Source organism: Alkaliphilus metalliredigens QYMF, assembly GCF_000016985.1.
Lineage (GTDB): Bacteria > Bacillota > Clostridia > Peptostreptococcales > Natronincolaceae > Alkaliphilus_A > Alkaliphilus_A metalliredigens.
Map to the genome: position 1 here is coordinate 3,422,954 of NC_009633.1, position 22,648 is coordinate 3,445,601.

Consider the following 22,648-nt stretch of genomic DNA (forward strand, 5'->3'; position numbering starts at 1 on the left):
TCAATAACTTTGTTTGTGACGTCCCTGAATCCAATAAGTTTACCTCTTATTTCTACATATGGTATCAATTCCCTCTATTTTTTTAGCAAATACTAACATGAAATTATGGTTAAACTCTTTTAATAACTATGGATCTTAATTTTTATTTCTATATAATGCAATGTCTCTTGGTATATGATATAATAGTCCGATAACGATTAAAACTTATGTAGAGGATGATATGATTTGATTACTGTAACAAATGTAAGCTTAAGATACGGCGAACGTAAACTGTTCGAAGATGTTAGTTTGAAATTCACTCCTGGTAATTGCTACGGTGTGATCGGCGCTAATGGTGCTGGAAAGAGTACTTTTTTAAATATTTTATCTGGGGAACTGGAGCCAAATACTGGAGACATCAGCATCCCACCTGACATTCGGATGTCAGTTTTAAAGCAGAACCATTATCAATATGATCAAAATCAAGTTTTGGAAACCGTTGTGATGGGAAACCCAAGACTTTTTGAAATTATGCAAGAAAAGGACGCCCTTTATGCCAAGGAAAACTTCAGTGATGAAGATGGTATTCGTGCTTCTGAGCTTGAAGGAGAATTTGCAGAGTTAGATGGATGGGAAGCAGAAGCAGAAGCTTCATCACTACTTCAAGGACTTGGCATTGGCACAGAGTTACATGACAAACAGATGGTAGATTTAATTGGTGCTGAGAAGGTTAAAGTATTGATTGCCCAAGCTCTATTTGGAAAGCCAGGCATTTTGATTTTAGATGAGCCAACCAACCATTTAGATATTAAATCAGTCAAATGGTTAGAGGAGTTTTTAATTAACTTTTCTGGTACCGTCATCGTGGTCTCCCATGATCGTTACTTCTTAAATAACGTTTGTACTCATATGGTGGATGTTGACTTTGGTAAAATCAAGTTGTTTGTTGGGAACTATGACTTCTGGTATGAGTCTAGCCAATTGGCCCTTCGGTTAATGAAGGATCAAAATAAGAAAAAAGAAGAAAAGGTGAAAGATTTACAAGCATTTATTGCACGTTTCAGTGCCAATGCTTCTAAATCCAAGCAAGCTACCTCCCGTAAAAAACTTTTAGAGAAGATTACCATTGATGATATTGAACCTTCTACTAGAAGATATCCCTTTGTTGGGTTCACTCCTTTAAGAGAAGTTGGAAATGACATCTTAATCGTGGATGGTCTTTCGAAGACCATAGATGGTAAAAAGGTTTTAAACAATGTGAGTTTTACAGTAAACAAGGGAGACAAAATTGCCTTTGTTGGTGCAAATGAATTTGAAAACACAGTATTGTTTAAAATTCTAACCGGTGAGATGGAACCAGACAGTGGAACCTTTAAATGGGGAGTCACCATTACCACTGCTAATTTCCCTAAGGATAACGCTGAATTTTTTACTGGTGTTGATCTGGACTTAGTAGACTGGCTTCGTCAGTATTCTGAAGAAAAGTCTGAAAGCTACCTACGTGGCTTCCTAGGAAGAATGCTTTTCTCCGGCGAAGAAGCCCTAAAACAAGCAAATGTTCTTTCCGGTGGAGAGCGGGTAAGATGTATGCTATCAAGAATGATGCTCAGCAGTGCCAATGTCTTGGTTCTAGATCAGCCAACGAATCACTTAGACCTAGAAGCAATTACGGCCTTAAACAATGGACTTAGGGATTATGCAAGTAATATTCTCTTTGCATCCCATGACCATCAGTTCATTCAAACCGTTGCCAATCGGATTATTGAAATCACGGATACAGGCGTGATTGATAAGAAAATGACCTATGATGAATATTTAGAAACCAAAGCATAAAATTCGTCTGGCGCTATCGCGCCGACTCATAGCGCACTTAAATCTTAAACGAGCGTTATTTAAGATTTCAAGTGCTTAAATTTAATTCGTCTGATGCTATCGCACCTAAATAAAAAGCAAGCCACTATTCTTTTAAAATAGTGGCTTGCTTTTATTTATTCTTTTTCTCCGCTTCTATTTTATCAGCTAAATCGTTGAGAAACACCCATCTTTCCATCTTTTCCTGTAGCTGTGTCTCCAGACCTTGCTTTTCAACTACCAACTGCTGCAAAAGTGTATAATCTGCTGCTGTCTCTCCGATTTGTTTTTCAGTTTCTTCAATTTGTCCCTCTATCCTAGCAATGACATCATCGATTTCTTCATATTCCTTTTGTTCTTTAAAGGAGAATTTTAATGGTTTCTCTTTTTTCTTATGATGACTGAACTCATCTGTTGTTTGTTCTTCCTTTGTAGAAGGAGCCTTTTCCACATTGTGACTCCCCTTTACATCACCACTGAATCCTTTTCGAATACTGGTTTTCTCTTTATAATCAGAAAAATTACCTGTGTATTCCACAACCTGTCCATTGGCTTCAAAGGCAAAAATCCTTTCAGCTATCCGATCCAGAAAGTATCGATCATGGGAAACCGTCAAAACAGCCCCTGGAAATTCGTCAAGATAATCTTCTAAAATGGTGAGGGTTTCAATATCTAAGTCATTGGTGGGCTCATCCAAAAACAGGACATTAGGCGCATCCATTAACACCTTCAATAAATAGAGTCTCCTCTTTTCACCACCAGAAAGTTTGCCAATGGGTGTCCATTGTGCTGCAGATGGAAACAAAAACCGCTCTAGCATCTGTGAAGCTGTAATTTTGCTACCATCTGATGTGGTTAAGTATTCTGCCACTTCTTTAATGTATTCAATGACTCTTAACTCATCATTCATATGCTGGGTCTCTTGGGAAAACATTCCGATTTTTACAGTCTCACCAACTTCTCTACTACCACTATCTGGCGCAAGCTCTCCTGCAATGATATTCAATAGGGTAGACTTTCCTGCTCCATTAGGTCCCACAATACCCACACGATCATCTCTTAACACAATATAGCTAAAATCTTCGATCAACTTATCTTTATCATAGGATTTATTGACATGGGCTAACTCAATTACTTTCTTACCAAGACGGCTGGAACCAACTGAAATTTCAATCTTATCCTCGGCTATATCTGTCCCATGCTCCTTTAAATCTTCATAACGACCAATTCTTGCTTTTTGTTTTGTGGTTCTAGCCTTAGCCCCTTTTCTCATCCAGGCCAGCTCTTTTTTTAATAGGCTCTGTCTTTTTTTATCATGAACACTTTCCATTTCTTGACGTTCAATCTTTTTCCCTAAAAAGCTACTATAATTACCTTCATATGAATAAAGGCCACCCCGATCCACTTCAACAATTTTATTAACCACCCGATCTAAAAAGTATCGATCATGGGTAATCATCAGCAAAGAGCCCTTTCTTGTATTTAAAAGCTGCTCTAGCCAATCAATGGTGTCATTGTCTAAATGGTTGGTGGGCTCATCTAATATCAGTAGATCAGAAGGGTTGATCAACGCTGCAGCTAAGGCAATTCGTTTTCGTTGTCCCCCGGATAATGTGCCTACCTTTGCATTAAAATCTAAAACCCCTAGCTTTGTTAAGATAGACTTGGCTTCACTTTCTAAGCTCCATGCGTCCATGACATCCATATCATTACTAAGCTTAATGATTCTTTCACTGGATGTATTAGGATCCTGAAGGGCTTTTTGATAGTCACGAATTAACGCCATAATAGGTGAGTTTCCCTTGAAAATTTGAACTAGCACCGTGGCCTCTGGATCAAAATAAGGATTTTGAGAAAGGTACTCTATTTGAATGTTATTTACCTTAATGACACGTCCCTCATCGGGTTTTTCAGCACCAGCAATCATTTTCAACAGTGTACTTTTCCCCGTCCCATTAATGCCAATGACACCAATTTTATCTCCTTCATTAATCCCTAAATTAATATTGTTCAATAACTCTTTTTCACTGTAACTTTTTGATATATTTTCTGCACTTAATAGATTCATTTTGCTCCCTCTTTACTGTCCATTTATTTATCTCTTTATATCATATCCACAGTAAAAGGGCAAATCATTTTAAATAAGTGACCCTTTGAAAAATGCTTTGGCAATACGGATTCCCGCCTGCCCATCTACTGTATAGTAATCTGCCCCAATCATCTGAGCATACTCCTCATTCAATACAGCGCCCCCAACCATTACTTTACAATGGGGTGCTTCCTCTTTAATCATTTTGATGGTTAACTGCATGTTCTTCACAGTGGTGGTCATTAAAGCACTTAAGCCCACTAATCTAATATTATTTTTTTTGATGGTCTCAACAATTAATTGGGGATCCACATCCCTACCTAAATCAATAATCTGAAATCCATAGTTCTCCATTAGCATTTTAACGATGTTCTTGCCAATATCATGAATATCTCCTTTGACCGTAGCCAGTAAAATACTTCCCCGATCTAGCTCTGGCATTTTTTCAAAGGAGGATGCCTTAATCACTGCCAAACCTGCTTTAACCGTCTCCGCCGCCCGCAGTAACTGGGGTAAAAAGAGATCCCCTACTTCATATTCCTTCCCCACTTGATCAAGGGCAGGAATAAAATAGGTTTCAATGATTTCAAAGGGAGATTCATTTTGTAAAAGCAGGTCTACCGCTGCTGCTACCTCTGTCTTTCTACCCTCTATAATCATGGTCTTAAGATCTTTACTACTTTGTACTGGCGCTTCTATTGATTTCGTATTATTTTTAAAGCGTCGGATAAATGCCATGGCTTCTTGATCCTCATTATTTAACACTCTAAAGGCTTCGATGGTGTCCATCATTTCCTTAGACAGCGGATCCATAATCGGCGCATCTAAACCTGCTGCTAAAGCAGTGGCCAAAAACGTTCTATTTAAAAGCTCTCGATTTGGTAATCCAAAGGAAACATTACTGACTCCTAGACTGGTTTTCAATCCCAGTTCACTCTTCACCAAACTCACTGCCTTGATGGTTTCCTTCACAACCGATTGTTGGGCTGAGGCGGTCATCACTAAACAATCTATGATTAAATCCTCCTTTGGAATCCCATAGGCCTTTGCTCTTTCCATGATGGTCTTTGCAATTTGAATTCTTTCTTCGGCGGTTTCAGGGATGCCCTTGTCATCTAGTGTCAATCCAATCAGAGTAGCCCCATATTTTTTGGCAATGGGAAACACAGCAGCCATGACTGCCTCTTTGCCGTTCACTGAATTAATAATCGGTTTACCATTATAAATTCTAGCGGCTGCCTCCATGGCCTCCACATTCACACTATCTATTTGAAGAGGTGTATCAACAACCTCCTGTATTCCCATGATGACTTCTTTTAAGACAGCTACCTCATCTATTTCTGGTAATCCCACATTGACATCTAATACTTGGGCTCCTGCATTGCTTTGGTCAATGGCTTCAGCCACCAACACTTCTAGCTGGTTGTTTCGTAGGGCTTCTTTTAACCTTTTTTTCCCAGTGGGATTAATCCGTTCTCCAATGACGGTGGTTCTTCCATCTAGTATCACTGTTTTAGTTGGAGAACAAGCACAGGTGACGCGTTCAACTTTTCTTTCAGGAGAATTAATTTGAAAAACAGCTTTTTTTAGTGCTTGAATATGTTCAGGTGTGGTGCCGCAGCAGCCTCCTAAAATCCCAACTCCTAGTTCGGCCATTTCTCTTCCATACAAAGCAAACTCCTCAGGACTTGCGGGAAAAATCGTATCATCTCCCTCCAGTCGAGGTAGGCCTGCATTGGATTGAACCATCACCGGCACCTTGGCATACTTAAGGATGTCAGAAAGTATGGGTAGCATCTCCTTGGGTCCAAGAGAGCAATTGACCCCTAGGGCATCTACTCCCAGACTCTGCAGTACCAGGGTAGCAGTCATTGGATCCGTTCCAGTAAATGTTCTTCCATCTTCTTGAAATGTCATGGTACACAGTACAGGCAGATCACTATTTTCCTTAGCGGCTAATATGGCTGCCTTGGCTTCATACAGATCTGATATTGTTTCGATCAAAATGCAGTCGGCCCCTGCCTTTACCCCAGCTTGCACCTGTCTTTTGAAAATATCATAAGCCCTATCAAAGCTAATCTCCCCTAATGGCTTCATCATCTGCCCCAATGGTCCTATATCTAAGGCAACATAGGGAGCTCCCGATGCCTTAGCCACCTTGATTCCCCCTTCTATGATTTCTTCAAGAGAATAAATGCTGTCCTTGAGCTTTAATTCATTGGCTTGAAATGTATTGGTCGTTACAACTTGAGCTCCTGCTCTCACAAATCTTTCATGGATTTGTTGAATAAGCTCTGGATGTTCTATATTATAAATCTCTGGCAAGGCACCTACCTTGAGACCTGATTTTTGAAGCATTGTTCCCATGGCGCCATCAAAAATCAACATGCCTTCTTTACAATCCCTTAGAAAATTCACAAGGATCCTCCTCCCGTCTAGAGCCACAATGTTCATAAGCATCACAGTCTCTACAGCTCTTCTTCTTATTATTTTCAAGCTGTGTTCCTAGCCCGATGCAAGCAGTCACTGACTTCCTTGGCACTAAAATACACTGTTCAGTGCTGGTGAGCCCTATTTTTGCAAAGGCATTTAACTGATTTAATACCTCAGGTTGTAGTTCAATAGGTAGATCTCCATATCCTGGACTAAACCGAAAAGTCGTATGATATCCCTTAACTAAATTAAGTTTCTTAATTTCTTCTTCTGCTTCATCACATAAAACCTCAATTGCAGCTGTTGCACAGGCATCTAACACAAGGGCTCGGGTCATATCCACCAACTGATATTGTTTGATTTGTCGATCTACATTGATTCCTAGGGTCCCTGCTAAAAGCACACATTTAGAACAATCCTTCAGATGGTTCGTAATAGACTTTCCCTTTAATGTAAGGGACTCATTCAATACAATGGCCGCCTCTTGCACCTCTGTTATCTCAAAGAACTCATACACATAACGGGGTTTAGCAATCTCAGTCATTTCCTTCATACAGCTATCAATTAATTGATTTAACCCTGCATCTATCTTTTGTTGCTTATGTCCTAGATAGCGTAAGACTTCAGATCTGCTCATTTCCATTTTTATGACTCCTTATAAGTGAATTAAAACTTGTCAATATGACCTGTTACAGTTTTTTTCTGTCTTTTCAAAATTCCCTTTGCTATGTCTGGTTGATTCATTGTATAAATATGAATTCCATCTACTTCATTTGCAATCAAATCCGCTACCTGCTCAGCGGCATACTCGATTCCTGCCTGTCGTAATAGCTCTGGCTGATGCTCATATTTTGATACCAATCGAATCACTTTAGCTGGAAGGGATGCCCCACACATAAATATCATCTTTTCCACTTGTTTTTTACTTAAAATGGGCATTACCCCAGCTAATACTTTGCTTTCTATTTTATATGCCTTTAGTTTTTCTAGAAATCCATAAAATATCTCATTATCAAAAAACAATTGGCTTACTAAGAAATTCGCCCCTGCCGCTTCCTTTTCCTTCAAGTATTGCAGGTCTTTTTCAACATCGTCACATTCAATGTGTCCTTCTGGATATACAGCAGCTCCTATATCAAAGTCTCCATATCCCTTTAATTCCTTGATTAAGTCCACCCCATATTGATATTGATTTTCTTCTCGTCGGATAAAATCCGAAGGAACATCCCCTCGGAGAGCTAACACATTCTCTAGGTTGTTCTCTTGAAGGGCTTTAATATTCTGTTGAATGACTTCCTTGTTAGAAGTAATACAAGTTAAGTGAGCTAATGCTTCGATTTCATATTTGTTTTTGATTATTGATGCAATTTCTATTGTCTTATTACTACCTGTCCCTCCAGCACCATAGGTTACACTGATAAAGTCTGGATTTAAATCAGCCAGTCCGTCTAAGGCTCCATAGATGCTACTAATAGGAAGCTCTTTCTTAGGTGGAAAAATTTCAAAAGAGATGACTGGTCTTTTATCATTAAATAATTTAGTTATTTTCATAAGATTTCCCCCCTTACAATTTTCCTAACACGTCTTCAATATCTGCAATTAGATCTGCTACATTTTCAATTCCTACAGAGATTCTCACAAGTTCAGGTAATACTCCCGCTGATAGTTGCTGCTCTTGGCTTAATTGTTGATGAGTGGTGGAGGCTGGATGAATTACCAGTGATTTTGCATCTCCAACATTGGCTACATTAGAGAAAATAGTAAGCTCATTGATTAACTTTTTTCCACCTTCATAGCCACTCTTTAGACCAAATGTGAAAATTGAGCCAGATCCTAATGGTAAATATTTTTGCCCAAGTTCATAGTATTTATTGGATTGAAGCCCTGGATAATTGACCCATGCCACCTGGGGGTGTTTCTCAAGGTAGGTTGCCACTTCCAATGCATTTGACACATGTCTTTCTACTCGTAGTGATAAAGTCTCTAACCCTAAAATCAATAAAAATGAATTAAAAGGAGAGATGGCCGCCCCAATATCTCTTAATAAGATAGTGCGTAGTCTAGCAATATATGCAGCGCCACCAAATGTATCCCAGTAGGATAATCCATGGTAGCTTTCATCCGGTTCAACTAACTCTTCAAATTTTCCATTATTCCAAGGAAATTTTCCTGAATCTACCACAACCCCTCCAATTGAAGTTCCATGTCCCCCGATAAACTTAGTTGTGGAGTGAACCACAATGTCCGCTCCGAACTCAATGGGCCTGCATAAATACGGTGAAGCAAAGGTGTTATCTACGATTAATGGGATGCCATGGTCATGGGCTATTTCAGCTATCTTTTCAATATCAATGACATTAATTTCTGGATTTCCAATGGTTTCAATGAACACAGCCTTGGTATTTTCATTAATGGCTTGATCCACTGCTTCAAAATCATCTGGATCCACTAAGACCACTTTAATATTTAACCTTTTAAATGTATTTGAAAATAGTGTGTAGGTGCCTCCATAAAGTGTGGCCGCCGCCACAATTTCATCTCCTGGCTTAGCGACATTCAAGATAGCATAGGTAATGGCACTCATTCCTGAGGCCGTAGCCACAGCCGCTACCCCACCCTCTAATGCCGCGATTCTTTTTTCTAATACATCTGTTGTTGGGTTTCCTATCCTTGTATAAATATTCCCTTCCTTCTTGAGTGCAAAAAGATCTGCTGCATCCTGTGCATCATCAAACACGTAGGATGTGGTTTGATAAATTGGGACTGCCCTAGATTTAGTGGTACCATCAACCACTTGCCCCCCATGAACTTGTAATGTTTCGAAAGATAATTTTTTTGTCATTATAATTCCTCCTTGTTTTGTTTTGTTAAAAATTCGTCTGGTGCTCTCGCATCGACTCATGGCCCACTTAAAGATTCAAGTGCTTATAGGAAAAGCCACTTCTCTTAAATTAATAAGAAGCGGCTTTTTCAAAATACCTTAATGGTATTGATGAAAATACTCTCCTTATCTTTCAGCCAAGGGCTGCAGGAATTAGCACATTTCAAGCTTGATTAATGCCTCAAGCTAGCTGTTGCTGGGTTTCATCGGGCCAGTCCCTCCACCTCTCTAGATAAGATATTCAATTTCGCTTTTACTTTTTTGTAAATCCAGATACAATTCGTCTGATGCTACCACAGCAACTCAAACTTTTAATATGCAATTTCTTCAAAATAGAAAAATCTTCTTAACATATCGTTAAGAAGATTATATTCACCGTATTATTGGTTTACTATACCCCCTTATCGTGTGTTAACAGGACCACCTTACTTTTTCTAGTAGGTTGGTATAGGATCATCAAGTCAACTCTCTCCCCTAATTCTTGATAAGTTTCTATTAAATTATAGTTATGATATCACAAAAGAATTAACTTGTAAATACCCTTTAGTTAAAATATTCAATAAATTCTTTATTTAATTTAAAGACATATAACCATTATTTTTGCAAATAATATAAGAGACTCATTTAGATAAAATTTGATTAACGGAGGTATGATATGCGAAATAAAGCTTTGCTTTTATTAACTTTTTCCCTTCTACTTACCACTGCCTGCGGAGGACCTCAGGACCATTTAGCCCAAGATAATCAGCCTAGAGAGACTAACCTTTCCGCTATTTTTCATATAGCTGATGTTGAATTTGCTCGAGTGACGGCTGATTCAGCAGATGTTAAATCAGGACTAGGAAGAGACTTCGATAGTCTTGCTACTTTAGAAAAAGATAGTGAGATTAGGGTTCTAAATCAATCACAGGACTGGTATATTGTCCAACTAGATAATAATCAAGTGGGTGGAATTGAAACTGCTGATGCAATGCCTATAGTAAGGGAAGGTGCTGATCGTCGTGAGGACCACCCCACTACCCCCAATGAAACACAGCAACCAATGTATCAACAGCAGGAAGAACTTCCCCAGAGACAGGTTGATGAGGATGCGACACAGCCTGGAGAAGAGGCTCCTGAAGAAGCCCCAAGACTGGAAGAGAAACCTACGCTACCACCAAATGAAAGACAACAACCGCAAACAGGACAGCAGGTAGACCCGGAGCCCCAAACCACTGGAATTCGAGCTCTATCTGCGGAAGAACAACAAATGTTCGACCTTGTTAATAGTGAGAGAGAACGAAATGGTCTTTCTACCTTAAGAGTTGACTTAGAAATAACCAGAGTAGCTCGAATTAAATCTCAGGACATGGAAGATCAAAACTATTTCAGTCATAACTCTCCTACCTATGGCAGTCCCTTTGATATGCTGGAAAGCTTTGGTGTGAAATACTTACATGCAGGTGAAAACCTAGCTGGTAACGCTTCAGTGGAACAGGCTCATACTTCATTGATGAATTCTGCAGGACATAGAAGAAACATTCTAAGTCCAGATTTTACCCACCTGGGCATCGGTATCGTTCCTAGTGATCGATATGGTTTACTGTTTACACAGGTATTTATTAGTAAACCTCAATAGAGCTGTTTAACCATATAGTTATTTGAATCCTATCTTTATTTTTCACTTGCGCATAAAAACGAGCAAGTGACTCAATTGAGTCACTTGCTCGTTTTTTGTGGAGACCTTATTATACAATATTACTTAATTTAGGAGAAATCTTGTCAATAGCTTGGGGTTCAAAAAGCTTGATGACTTGATATGTGTATGTTTTTGCAAATTTAATGACATCTAAAAATTGATAGGCAGTATCTAATGATGTAAAACAAGAAATGCTATAATCAATGGATTGTCTTCTGATTTGAAAACCCTGTCTCTCTATCTTCTTCCCTTTTGTTGGTGTATTAATTACCATTGCAACGGATCCACTCTTAAAGGCTTCTAATATTTCATCATTTGAGCCCAACACCTCTTTAATATGCACCCCATGCTTTACTAGGTGTTTGCCAGTACTTGAAGTGGCAATGATTTCAAATCCTTGTTCCTCTAGTTCCCTTGCCAGGGCAATGGCTTCCGTCTTATCACGGTCTGCTATGGAAAACAGCACCCTTCCCTTTGATGGAATGTGAAAACCTGCTCCCTCAAAGGCTTTTAGTAAAGCCTCTTGGTAATTTAAACCGATGCCCATTACCTCTCCTGTGGATTTCATTTCTGGGTCTAGCATCGTATCGACATCTCCTAGCTTTTCCAAACAGAATACAGGGGCTTTCACCACGATATACGGAGGATGAGCTGCGACTCCAGTCCCATATCCCAGATCCTTTAAGGCTTTCCCCATCATCACTTCCGTTGCAAGAGCCACCATTGGAATTCGAGTCACTTTAGAAACAATAGGCACAGTACGTGATGCCCTTGGATTGGCTTCAATCACCATTACTTGTTCATCCTTGACCACATATTGAATGTTAATTAATCCAACTACTCCTAAGGCCATGGCAATTTTCTGGGTGTAATCAACAATATCCTTTACTACTTTTTCACTTAAGCTTTGAACAGGATAGACACTCATACTGTCTCCAGAATGAACTCCTGCTCTTTCAATATGCTCCATAATAGCAGGGATCAAAATCTCTTTGCCATCGCTAATGCCATCTACTTCAACTTCTTTTCCCAAAATATATTGATCCATTAGGATTGCATTGTATTTGTTAAAGTCAGTTAAATGATTTGCATAATAAAGTAGCTCTTCCTCATCCCTTACGATTTCCATTGACTGTCCACCGATTACATAGGAGGGTCTGACCACTAATGGGAACCCAAGAACCTTTGCAGCTTCTTCTACCTCTTTGATATCACTGACCATAACCCCCTTGGATTGTGGAATATTCAGCTCAACCAATAGCTTACTGAACTTTTCGCGATCCTCCGCTAGGTCAATTCCTGATGGTGGGGTTCCTAAAATCTTAATGCCTGCTTCATGAAGTGGCTTAGTCAAATTGATGGCAGTTTGCCCACCATATTGTACAACAACCCCTTCCACATCCTCCATTTTAGCAATATTGATGACATCCTCTGGAGTTAGTGGCTCAAAATATAGTTTATCAGATGTATCAAAATCCGTACTGACGGTTTCTGGGTTGTTATTGATAATAATTGTTTCAATCCCTTGTTCCTTCAATGACCATGCCCCATGAACACAGCAATAATCAAACTCAATTCCTTGACCAATTCGAATGGGACCTGACCCCAGTATAATTGCCTTTCTCTTCTTTTCCTTATTGACTTCACATTCCTGTTCGTAGGTGGAATAAAAGTAAGGTGTGGTGGATTCAAATTCTCCTGCACAGGTATCCACCAGCTTGTAAACTGGTTTAATTTCATGATCATCTCTATATTTTCTAAGGATTTTTTCAGGATGCCCTAATACTTTGCCAATATGCGCATCGCTAAATCCAGCTTTTTTACATTCTTTGATTGTTTCAAGATTGAATCCACGTTGCTTTAGCTTTATCTCTAGCAGGATAATATCTTTCATCCTTCTTAAGAACCAAAGATCAATGGCGGTGATTTTGTGAACGTCCTCTACTGAATATCCATTTCTCAGAGCTTCAAATATTGCAAATAATCTCTGGTCATTTGGATATGAAAGTCGTTCCTTAAACACACTTTCATCTAAATCTGCGATGCCATCAAGGAACATCTGATATACTTTTCCATCTAGGCTCCGGATGGCCTTTAAAAGAGCCGCTCCGAATGTTCTTTCCATTGCCATGACTTCTCCCGTTGCCTTCATTTGTGTCCCTAGCTTCCGATCCCCTGTGGTGAACTTATCAAAGGGCCATCTAGGAATCTTCACAGCCACGTAGTCTAGGGCGGGTTCAAAGCATGCAGTTGTTTTTCCTGTTACAGGATTTTTGATCTCATCTAGGGTTAATCCTATGGCTATTTTAGCCGCTACCTTAGCAATGGCGTAGCCCGTAGCCTTTGAAGCCAATGCACTGGAACGACTTACCCTTGGGTTGACTTCGATGACAACATAATCTAAACTTTCAGGATGCAGGGCAAACTGGATATTACAGCCTCCCTCAACCTTTAGTTCTCGAATAATATCAATGGATGCACTTCTTAGCATTTGATATTCTTCATCTCTTAGGGTCTGGGAGGGTGCCACAACAATGCTGTCTCCCGTATGAATACCCACTGGATCAAAGTTTTCCATATTACAGATAGTAATACAGTTATCATTTCGATCTCTCATGACTTCATATTCGATTTCCTTCCAATTTGCAACACTTTGTTCAATTAACACTTGATTGATCATACTTAAACGTAGGCCTCTTACCACAATTCCGCGAAGTTCCTCCTGGTTTAATGCGATACCACCGCCAGTCCCTCCTAATGTATATGCAGGACGTACGATTAGGGGATATCCCACTTCTTCTCCAAATGCCATGGCTTCCTCTACCTTTGCCACTATGGCACTTTTAGGAACTGTATGCCCTAGTTTCTCCATTGTCTCCTTGAATAATTGTCTATCCTCTGCTCTTTTCACAGTGTCTACAGAAGTCCCCAGGAGCTCAACGCCATATTTTTGCAATATACCTTCTTCGTAGAGGGCTACCGCTAGGTTAAGACCCGTCTGTCCACCCAATGTAGGTAAAATTCCCTGGGGTCTCTCCGCTTTAATAATGAGCTCTATGGCTCTTGTATTTAAAGGCTCAATATATACATGATCCGCTATATTTTCATCAGTCATAATGGTCGCCGGATTACTATTGACCAAGACAACCTCTACCCCTTCTTCTCTCAGAGATTTACACGCCTGGGTCCCTGCATAATCAAACTCCGCTGCCTGGCCTATGATGATTGGTCCAGATCCGATGACTAATACCTTTTTAATGTGCTTGTGTTTCGGCATGATGCGTCCCTCTCTTTCCTCTTTGTTTATTGCCAAGTGTTATTTTACACTGCTTCTCGTTCTGAACACATTAAATTTAAAAATTGATCAAATAAATATCTCGATTCCTGGGGTCCCGGTGCTGCTTCTGGATGATACTGAACACTAAAAACAGGTAAATATTTATGTCTCAGACCCTCAACCGTCCCGTCATTCAGGTTTTTATGAGTCACAGTAAATTGTTGTTCGTCTATGGTCTCTTCATCCACACTATATCCATGGTTTTGAGATGTCATATATACTTTGTTTGTCATCAAATCCTTCACCGGGTGATTCGCCCCTCGATGACCATATTTTAATTTATAGGTCTGTGCCCCAGAGGCCAGTGCCAACAATTGATGTCCCATGCAAATCCCGAAAATTGGTTTGCATTGCATTAATTTTTTGATGTTTTTCACTGCAACCTGAAGACTTTGGGGGTCACCAGGTCCATTAGATAAAAAGATCCCATCCACATTCATCTTTAGTATTGTGTCTGCGGAAGTATCATAGGGTAGTATCGTAATTTCACAACCATAGGACTGCAAAATTCTAATAATGTTGAGCTTCACACCAAAGTCCATCAGTGCAATCTTGGGTCCTTTTCCTGGAATCACATAGGGTTTTGGAGTGGAAACCTGGGCAGTGAAGCTTTTAGCTAATGCTGCCTCTCCTTTAAGCTTAGCAATGAGCTCCATTTTGTCATCTAATGACTTGGTGATAATCCCCTTCATGGTACCATGATCTCGTAGATGCTTCACAAGCATACGGGTATCAATTCCCTCAATCCCCATGATGTTATTTTTGATCAAATAATCCTCTATGGTCATTTCGCTCTTCCAGTTGCTAGGTCCCTTACAAAACTCCCTGACGACCAATCCTCTGATCATTGGCTTTGCAGACTCCACATCCTCTTTGTTAATCCCATAATTTCCAATCATGGGATAGGTCATCACAAGAGTCTGACCAGCATATGAATAATCCGTAAATATTTCCTGATATCCAGTCATGGAGGTGTTGAAAACAACCTCTCCTATTTTTTCTTCATGGCTGCCAAAGGCACTGCCTTCAAATATCGTTCCATCCTCAAGTAATAAATATGCCTTCATTATACTCCCTCCATCTCCTTAAATATCTTAGCTAATGTGTTAATGGTCTGGTCAACCTCTTTTTCTGTAATAATCAAAGGTGGGAGAAATCTCAATATCTTTCCTGCGGTACAGTTAATAAGGACTCCTTGCTTAAAGGCTTCTGCCACAATGGGAGTTCCTTCTATTTCTAGCTCTAATCCTAGGATGAGCCCCATTCCCTTTACTTTTTTCACCCAGGAATACTGATTGACAAAACCCTGAAGTTTTTCTGCAAAATACATTCCTATTTGTTTTGCTTGATCAGAAAGTTTTTCCTGTAAAATTGTATCAATAACTGCTAATCCTACTGCACAGACTAAAGGATTTCCTCCAAATGTGGTGCCGTGGTCTCCAGGACACCATGCCTTTGCGACTTCATCCGTGGCAATGACTGCACCTATTGGAACCCCACCGGCTAATGCCTTGGCCAGTGTCATGATGTCTGGTTCAATTTCATAGTTCTCATATGCAAATAATTTTCCCGTTCTCCCTAAACCGCATTGTATCTCATCAAAGATAAGCAAAATATCATTTTTAACACAAATTTCCTTCACAGCCTTTAAGAACGTGGCTTCCACAGGCGTGACACCGCCTTCACCCTGAATGGGTTCAATAATAATGCCACAGGTGTTTTCTGTAATGACTCCTTTTAATGCCTCTAGGTTATTAAACTCACTGAATTTGAAACCCTCAGGTAGGGGTCCGTACCCCTCCTGGTATTTTGGATTATTGGTTATACTTAATGTCCCTAATGTTCTTCCATGAAAGGATCCTGTCATGGCAATAATTTCATTTTTATGACTACCATATTTTTTATAGGCATATTTTCTAGCCAGTTTGATGGCGGCCTCATTGGCTTCAGCACCACTATTACAAAAGAAAACCTTATCTCCAAATGAATTTTGGACTAACTTCTGGGCAAGAGCTACCTGGCCCTCTATCCAGTATAAATTAGAGGTATGCAATAATTTTTCAGCTTGATTTTTAATGGCCTCTACCACAGCCGGGTGGCTGTGTCCTAAACTATTAACCGCCAAGCCTGCTACCATATCTAAATACTCGTTTCCCTCTGTATCAGTCAAAGTACTTCCTTTACCGTCCAGGAAGGCTATAGGCGTTCTCCCATAGGTGCTCATTAAATATTGATTTCCATTGTTTATTATTTTTTGAATTTCCATTTTGATCTCCTCCATGTGTAATCATTGTTCCGACACCTTGGTCAGTAAATATCTCTAATAGCATTGAATGAGACTTTCTTCCATCAATGATATGTGCTCTTTCTACACCATTTGCCACAGCATCAAAGCAGCAACTGATCTTTGGAATCATTCCTCCTTTGATCACACCGGTCTCAATATATTCTTCTATTTCATTGGTTTTAATATCAGAAATCAATGATGCTTCATCATGTTGATCTCGAAGCACACCCGCTACATCGGTAATTAACATCAGCTTTTTTGCCCCTAGGGCAGCCGCTAGCTTTCCTGCCACTTCATCGGCATTAATATTATGACTTTCACCTGCCGGGCCACACCCAATTGGTGAAATGACTGGAATGTAACCTTTTTCGATAATTGTTTTGATTAAGTCCGTATCAATACTTGTGATTCCCCCAACCAATCCCAGCTCAGGGTCCTTTGGGACAGTTTTGATCATGCTTCCATCCTTGCCACAGATCCCAATAGACCGAACGCCATTTTGATTGATCCGTGTCACAATTTCTTGACAAACCTTTCCTAACAACACCATTTCCGTTATCTCCATTGTGGCTTGGTCAGTGACACGAAGTCCATCCACAAATTTACTTTCTTTATCAAATACTTTCAGCATGTTTGTAATTTCAGGTCCACCACCATGAACGACCACAGGATGCATCCCTACGTATTTCATTAGCACGATATCCTTAATAATGCTTTCCTTTAGCTCATCATTCACCATTGCACTGCCACCATATTTGATCACAACAATCTCATTGTAGAATTTTTTTATATAAGGGAGACTTTCAATTAATACATCTGCCTTTTGATTTGGTGATAAATTCATTGTCCTCTCCCCCTATGTTCGATAAGCGCCATTGATCTTGACATATTCATAGGATAGGTCACAGCCCCATCCCTTGGCTTTTTCAGTTCCTATTTTAAGATCGATTAAAACCTTGACTTCCTTTCGTTTTAAAAATTTAGCTAGTAATTCTCCTTCAACATTTGTTCCCTGGCCATTTTCAACAATTTGATATTGAATCTCTGGACTTGAAAGAAATACATCTACCTTTTCCATTTCTAAATTTGCACCTGAATACCCGACGCTACAGACAATTCTTCCCCAGTTCCCATCTTCTCCAAAAAATGCCGTCTTCACCAGACTAGAGCTTAAGACGCTTTTCACTGCTAACTTCGCATCATCCTTTGTTTGACTATTCACAACTTCTACTTCTATAAATTTCGTAGCCCCTTCTCCATCGGCAACAATAGATTTTGCTAAGTATTCGTTAAGATATTTAAAGGCTTCAATAAACTTTTCCACTTCTGGATGATTTTCATTAATCTCATTATTCTCCGCAAGACCATTGGCCATCACCGCCACCATGTCATTGGTACTGGTGTCGCCATCTACGGTAATCATATTATAAGTATCATCCACTACCTCTTTCAGGAGCTTTTGTAAAAAGGCTCCTTCTACCTTAGCATCGGTTGTGACAAAGGATAGCATGGTTGCCATGTTTGGATGAATCATGCCAGATCCCTTTGCAATTCCCCCTATTGTGATTATCTGGTCATCTATCTTCAAACTAACAGCAAGCTGTTTCACAGTTGTGTCCGTGGTCATAATGCCTTCACCTGCATCTAGTCCCCCATCGTAATTTAATGCTGTGGCAGCCATTTTGATTCCTTTTACGATCAGATTCATTGGCATTACAACGCCAATAATGCCGGTTGATGCAACAATGATATTTTCCTTTGCTATGCCCAAAGCTTCTGCTGTTGTGTCTACCATTTGAGATGCATCCTTCATTCCTTGATCCCCAGTACAGGCATTAGCATTGCCACTATTAATCACAAATCCTTGAATTTTACCATCCTTTATATTTTCCTGGGAGACCTTAACAGGAGCCGCACATGCTTTGTTAGTAGTAAATACAGCTGCTGCTTCAGCTAAGACATCACTGACAATTAAAGCAATATCTTTTCTTTTTTTCTTAATTCCCACATGTACCCCGCTGGCTTGAAATCCCTTTGGCGATGTCACATTACCTTCATATATATCAAAATTTTTCATTTTGTCATTCCTCCTCGAATTTTTCCATTTACGGCCAAATTGGCATTTGCTCTAGTCCTATATATTCTTTCAGGCCAAGCATCATATTCATATTTTGTACCGCCTGACCCGCGGCTCCCTTTACAAGGTTATCAATGGCACTGACTACAATTAATCCATTGGTACGTGGGTCTACTTTAAAACCAATATCACAATAATTTGACCCACTGACAGCTTTAGTTTGAGGTAATTTACCTTCTTTTAAAAGCCTGACAAATCTTTTTTCTTCGTAATAATGTGCATATATCGCTTCTATGTCGTTTTCTTTTACATTTTTTATATTGGTCGTATATATGGTACTCAATATTCCCCTGTTCATTGGCACTAAATGGGGCGTGAATTGAATTATCATCTCTTTTCCTGCTGCTAAACTCAGCTCCTGCTCTATTTCCGGTATGTGCCTATGTGTCCCGATGCTATAGGCCTTGATATTCTCATTACATTGAGAAAATAATGTTCCATCGTTTAAATTCCTACCAGCACCAGATACACCCGACTTTGCATCAATAATGATGGACTCTGTAGAAATAACATTTTCCTTTAACAAAGGATATAACGCCAGTGCGATACTGGTTGGATAGCACCCGGGATTGGCCACTAGCTGTGCTTCTTGAATCTCTTTAGGATAAATTTCACTCAGTCCATAGACAGCCTTTCCTAATTCCCCCAGAGCCTGATGCCTGACGTCATACCAGGCTTCATATACCTTGGGATCCGTTATTCTAAAGTCTGCCGATAAGTCGATGACTCTTTTCCCCTTTGCCATCATGCGTTTGACCGCTTCTTGACTTAACCCATGGGGCAAAGCACAAAATAAAATATCAATACCCTCAAAATCATTTTCCAGGTCAATTGAAGCACATTTCCCCTTCACGATGTTTTTCAGGCTTGGATAAACCTCTTCATAGGCTTTTCCATGGTAGCTCCTGGAATCAAGGAACTGAATTTCCACCTCCGGATGTCCCGTCAGCAGCCTGACTAACTCTGCCCCAGCATATCCTGTTGATCCTAAAATACCCGCTTTAATCATTTCCTTCACCCCTTATTTATGTTAGTGTTTATGTTTATCTGTATATAAGTATTTCTACCGATGAATAAATATTCATTTCTTTTTATAAATAATACACCATTTCCCGTGATAATTCAATACCTTTTTCAGGATTTTTATAAATATATATGTATAAATATTTTATTATTACATACATAAACTTCTTATTGACTAAAAAAAACGCTAAATTCTGCATTTAAGCTGAATTTAGCGTTTTTTTATCCATTAATCATTTAGAAAAGATTCAGTGTCACTATTATTATTTTTCAAATAACTTGACATATTCCCCATAGCCTTCATTTTCAAGCTCTGAAACAGGTATAAATCTCAAGGAAGCACTATTGATACAGTATCTTAGTCCTCCAGCCTCCTTTGGTCCATCGGGAAATACATGTCCTAGATGTGAATCCCCCGCTTTACTTTTCACTTCTGTTCTAATCATATTATGGCCCCTATCTTTCTTTTCAACGATACGTTCTTCTTCCACAGTCTTGGTAAAGCTAGGCCATCCGCAGCTGGAGTCAAACTTATCCTGGGATGTAAATAGCGGTTCACCACTACTGATATCCACATATAAACCGTCTTCCTGATGATCCCAATACTCATTTTTGAAGGGCCTCTCCGTTGCCCCTTCCTGTGTGACGCGATACTGTATGTCAGTTAATTTTTCTTTTAGCTCTTTTTCACTTGGTTTGTAATATGTTTTTTCTTTCATGAAATCTCTCCTCACAATGAACTGTTTATTTATAATATACCTGTTTTATCTGTGATCATTCACTTCCTTTGTGCATTTTCATGAATACATGTACATTTTACATAAAAACAGGAAAAAGTCTCAACTATACGAGACTTTTTCCTATGATTTATTTGCAATACTGATTGATAATTTGTTCAGCCATCTGATGAATTGATATACATTGGTCCATACTTTGCTTTCTCAATAACTGATAGGATTCATTTTCCATAATGCCTAGCTTCTCCATTAAAATTCCCTTTGCTCGATCAACCTTCTTTCTCCCTTCTAAAGCATCTTCTAGTTTTTGTATTTTCTTTGTTAAGGAATTCATCTTATTGGCGTTTATAATGGCAAATTCGATTACGCGATATAATTGTTCAGGCTGAATTGGCTTGATAATATAGGTATATAAATTCATTTCCTTCAACTTATTATAAAGGACCTCATCAACACGATTTGTCATAAATATGACTGTGGACAGTCTACCCGCTTCGATTATACTAGCCACTTCATAGGCATGCATTCCCCACAAATTTGTGTCTATCAGGACCAAATCAGGAAAAATACTTCTAGCGATCCGGATGGCTCCGGCGCCATCAGTTGCTTGGAATATTTTGTACCCCCGCTTACTTAGTAAATTGGAAATTTGCTTCCTAGAAGTTTCACCACTATCTACAACTAAGATCCGACTGTCACTCATCACACCACCCCATATAGAAAAACATCCTTATATTTCAAAACTCGATGTGCATCTTTTCCTTATTTATGGATAAACAACTCAACATTACTGATCTATATCACTACTAGTACTTTCTCAAATATCGATTTATCTCCCATTGGGAAACATCCTTTGAGTATTCATTCCATTCATATAGTGCTGCTCCAGTAAGTTTCTTAAATATATGCTGTCCAAGGGCCTCTTTAACCACCTCATTTGTAGAAAGCATTTTAACTGCTTCATATAGGTTTGCTGGTAACCCTTCTATTCCTTTCTCTTTCATTTCAAGTTCATCCATGTCATAAACATTGCTATCCACTGGCTTGGGAGGATCAATTTCATTTTTAATGCCATCTATCCCGGACTTTAAAACAGCAGCTAATGCTAAATATGGATTTGCCGATGGATCTGGATTTCTTAATTCAATCCTTGTAGAATTCCCTCTCTTAGCTGGTATCCTCACCAAGGGACTTCTGTTACTGGCTGACCATGCAATCAACACTGGCGCTTCATATCCTGGGATAAGCCTTTTATATGAATTGACAGTGGGGTTTGTTACAGCGGCAAACCCTTTTGCCTGCTTCAATACCCCAGCTAGGAAGTGATATGCTACCTTTGACAGTTTCAATTTATCCTTGTCATCATAAAAAGCGTTTTTGCCATCCATTGTTTCCAAGGACATATTGATATGCATTCCAGAACCATTGATTCCAAACTTGGGTTTTGGCATAAATGTGGCATGCAGCCCATGTCTTTGGGCGATAATTCGTACAACCATTTTGAAGGTCATAATTCTATCTGCTGTTACTAGGGCATCGGCATACTTGAAATCAATTTCGTGCTGTCCAGGGGCCACTTCATGATGAGAGGCTTCGATTTCAAATCCCATTTGCTTTAAGGTCATTGTCATATCCTTTCGAGCATTACCACCTAGGTCCACAGGGGCTAAATCAAAGTATCCCGCATTATCGTGGGTTTGAAGAGAGGGTTCACCCTTCTCATCTGTATGGAATAAGAAAAACTCGCATTCCGGACCAATATTAATTGTATATCCCATATCTAATGCTTCCTTCACTACCTTCTTTAATGCATTTCTTGGACATCCATGAAATGGCGTTCCATCGGTTTTATAGACGTTACATATTAACCTTGCCTCTCGTGGACTATCGGTCCATGGCAGCACAATAAAAGTTGATAAATCAGGTGCTAAATACATATCCGATTCTTCAATTCTTACAAAACCATCAATAGAAGAACCATCAAACATAATTTCATTGTCTAGAGCCTTTTCCAGTTGTTCAATCGTAATAGACACGTTTTTCATGACACCTAAAATATCAGTGAATTGTAAGTGGATAAACTCCACCTCTAGTTCCTTGGCTTTTTTCAAAAGCGCTTCCTTATGATTCATTGTAAATTCCTCCCCTTTTCATAGTGATAGATTAATTTAACTGCACCAATTGGGGTATAAGAAATGATCATTTCTTACAACAAA

At 39.3% G+C, this 22,648-nt stretch carries 15 protein-coding genes, 1 pseudogene and 2 riboswitches; of the genes and pseudogenes, 2 read left to right on the plus strand and 14 right to left on the minus strand.

Translation table 11 applies throughout. The features are described from left to right. The first annotated feature begins 225 nt into the window (after window positions 1–225). On the plus strand, window positions 226–1,812 hold the full coding sequence (locus tag AMET_RS16560) for an ABC-F family ATP-binding cassette domain-containing protein (protein ID WP_012064462.1): 1,587 nt from the start codon (window positions 226–228) through the stop codon (window positions 1,810–1,812). Window positions 1,813–1,963: 151 nt separating this feature from the next. Here AMET_RS16560 and AMET_RS16565 read toward each other — a convergent pair whose 3' ends face one another. The 5 genes from AMET_RS16565 to AMET_RS16585 form a co-directional block, all read right to left on the minus strand. Beyond that, complete coding sequence (locus AMET_RS16565) at window positions 1,964–3,898, minus strand: ABC-F family ATP-binding cassette domain-containing protein (protein ID WP_012064463.1); 1,935 nt, start codon at window positions 3,896–3,898, stop codon at window positions 1,964–1,966. 69 nt (window positions 3,899–3,967) lie between these two features. After that, entirely contained in the window at window positions 3,968–6,337 is a 2,370-nt protein-coding gene (locus AMET_RS16570) for a homocysteine S-methyltransferase family protein (protein WP_012064464.1), read from the minus strand. Next, window positions 6,315–6,995, minus strand: a complete 681-nt coding sequence (locus AMET_RS16575) for a vitamin B12 dependent-methionine synthase activation domain-containing protein (protein ID WP_012064465.1) — start codon at window positions 6,993–6,995, stop codon at window positions 6,315–6,317. The genes AMET_RS16570 and AMET_RS16575 overlap by 23 nt, the downstream gene beginning before the upstream one ends. Before the next feature lie 23 nt (window positions 6,996–7,018). Next, window positions 7,019–7,903 (minus strand): methylenetetrahydrofolate reductase, encoded by an 885-nt coding sequence (locus AMET_RS16580; RefSeq protein ID WP_012064466.1) that lies wholly within the window; start codon window positions 7,901–7,903, stop codon window positions 7,019–7,021. 13 nt (window positions 7,904–7,916) lie between these two features. Then, window positions 7,917–9,194, minus strand: a complete 1,278-nt coding sequence (locus AMET_RS16585) for an O-acetylhomoserine aminocarboxypropyltransferase/cysteine synthase family protein (RefSeq protein ID WP_012064467.1) — start codon at window positions 9,192–9,194, stop codon at window positions 7,917–7,919. Window positions 9,195–9,356: 162 nt separating this feature from the next. Further along, window positions 9,357–9,472, minus strand: a riboswitch (SAM riboswitch). Between the two features lie 130 nt (window positions 9,473–9,602). Further along, window positions 9,603–9,726: riboswitch (SAM-I-IV-variant riboswitch) on the minus strand. Window positions 9,727–9,888: 162 nt separating this feature from the next. Between AMET_RS16585 and AMET_RS16590 the strand changes: the two genes are divergently transcribed. Next, entirely contained in the window at window positions 9,889–10,851 is a 963-nt protein-coding gene (locus AMET_RS16590) for a CAP domain-containing protein (protein WP_012064468.1), read from the plus strand. 109 nt (window positions 10,852–10,960) lie between these two features. Here AMET_RS16590 and carB read toward each other — a convergent pair whose 3' ends face one another. The 9 genes and pseudogenes from carB to glnA all read right to left on the minus strand — a co-directional run bounded on the left by carB (window position 10,961) and on the right by glnA (window position 22,564). After that, a complete protein-coding gene (carB, locus tag AMET_RS16595) occupies window positions 10,961–14,188 on the minus strand; it encodes a carbamoyl-phosphate synthase large subunit (protein WP_012064469.1) in 3,228 nt (1,075 codons plus the stop codon). Window positions 14,189–14,232: 44 nt separating this feature from the next. Beyond that, window positions 14,233–15,315 carry a carbamoyl phosphate synthase small subunit gene (locus AMET_RS16600; RefSeq protein ID WP_012064470.1) on the minus strand — a complete coding sequence of 361 codons (1,083 nt, stop codon included), beginning with the start codon at window positions 15,313–15,315 and terminating at the stop codon, window positions 14,233–14,235. Further along, entirely contained in the window at window positions 15,315–16,514 is a 1,200-nt protein-coding gene (locus AMET_RS16605) for an acetylornithine transaminase (RefSeq protein ID WP_012064471.1), read from the minus strand. The genes AMET_RS16600 and AMET_RS16605 overlap by 1 nt, the downstream gene beginning before the upstream one ends. Beyond that, window positions 16,429–17,379 carry an acetylglutamate kinase gene (gene argB / locus AMET_RS16610; protein ID WP_012064472.1) on the minus strand — a complete coding sequence of 317 codons (951 nt, stop codon included), beginning with the start codon at window positions 17,377–17,379 and terminating at the stop codon, window positions 16,429–16,431. Before argB ends, AMET_RS16605 begins: the two co-directional genes overlap by 86 nt. Window positions 17,380–17,391: 12 nt before the next feature. Further along, complete coding sequence (argJ, locus tag AMET_RS16615) at window positions 17,392–18,612, minus strand: bifunctional glutamate N-acetyltransferase/amino-acid acetyltransferase ArgJ (protein WP_012064473.1); 1,221 nt, start codon at window positions 18,610–18,612, stop codon at window positions 17,392–17,394. Between the two features lie 28 nt (window positions 18,613–18,640). Beyond that, a complete protein-coding gene (gene argC, locus AMET_RS16620; RefSeq protein WP_012064474.1) occupies window positions 18,641–19,681 on the minus strand; it encodes an N-acetyl-gamma-glutamyl-phosphate reductase in 1,041 nt (346 codons plus the stop codon). Between the two features lie 277 nt (window positions 19,682–19,958). Beyond that, window positions 19,959–20,408 (minus strand): annotated as a pseudogene (msrB, locus tag AMET_RS16625) (peptide-methionine (R)-S-oxide reductase MsrB); the annotation flags it as partial. A 154-nt stretch (window positions 20,409–20,562) separates the two neighbouring features. Next, window positions 20,563–21,135: an ANTAR domain-containing response regulator gene (locus AMET_RS16630; RefSeq protein WP_012064476.1), complete on the minus strand. Its 573-nt coding sequence runs from the start codon at window positions 21,133–21,135 to the stop codon at window positions 20,563–20,565. A gap of 103 nt (window positions 21,136–21,238) precedes the next feature. After that, the gene (glnA, locus tag AMET_RS16635) at window positions 21,239–22,564 is read right to left on the minus strand and encodes a type I glutamate--ammonia ligase (protein ID WP_012064477.1); all 1,326 of its coding nucleotides are present in this window, start codon (window positions 22,562–22,564) and stop codon (window positions 21,239–21,241) included. Window positions 22,565–22,648 lie beyond the last annotated feature (84 nt).

Excerpts from the sequence above, each read along its gene's own strand:
- AMET_RS16600 (WP_012064470.1), bottom strand. The coding sequence starts at position 15,315 with ATGAAGGCATATTTATTACTTGAGGATGGAACGATATTTGAAGGCAGT.
- AMET_RS16580 (WP_012064466.1), bottom strand. The coding sequence starts at position 7,903 with ATGAAAATAACTAAATTATTTAATGATAAAAGACCAGTCATCTCTTTT.
- argC (WP_012064474.1), bottom strand. The coding sequence starts at position 19,681 with ATGATTAAAGCGGGTATTTTAGGATCAACAGGATATGCTGGGGCAGAG.
- AMET_RS16605 (WP_012064471.1), bottom strand. The coding sequence starts at position 16,514 with ATGGAAATTCAAAAAATAATAAACAATGGAAATCAATATTTAATGAGC.
- AMET_RS16590 (WP_012064468.1), top strand. The coding sequence starts at position 9,889 with ATGCGAAATAAAGCTTTGCTTTTATTAACTTTTTCCCTTCTACTTACC.
- AMET_RS16565 (WP_012064463.1), bottom strand. The coding sequence starts at position 3,898 with ATGAATCTATTAAGTGCAGAAAATATATCAAAAAGTTACAGTGAAAAA.
- AMET_RS16585 (WP_012064467.1), bottom strand. The coding sequence starts at position 9,194 with ATGACAAAAAAATTATCTTTCGAAACATTACAAGTTCATGGGGGGCAA.
- AMET_RS16630 (WP_012064476.1), bottom strand. The coding sequence starts at position 21,135 with ATGAGTGACAGTCGGATCTTAGTTGTAGATAGTGGTGAAACTTCTAGG.
- glnA (WP_012064477.1), bottom strand. The coding sequence starts at position 22,564 with ATGAATCATAAGGAAGCGCTTTTGAAAAAAGCCAAGGAACTAGAGGTG.
- argJ (WP_012064473.1), bottom strand. The coding sequence starts at position 18,612 with ATGAAAAATTTTGATATATATGAAGGTAATGTGACATCGCCAAAGGGA.
- argB (WP_012064472.1), bottom strand. The coding sequence starts at position 17,379 with ATGAATTTATCACCAAATCAAAAGGCAGATGTATTAATTGAAAGTCTC.
- carB (WP_012064469.1), bottom strand. The coding sequence starts at position 14,188 with ATGCCGAAACACAAGCACATTAAAAAGGTATTAGTCATCGGATCTGGA.
- AMET_RS16575 (WP_012064465.1), bottom strand. The coding sequence starts at position 6,995 with ATGGAAATGAGCAGATCTGAAGTCTTACGCTATCTAGGACATAAGCAA.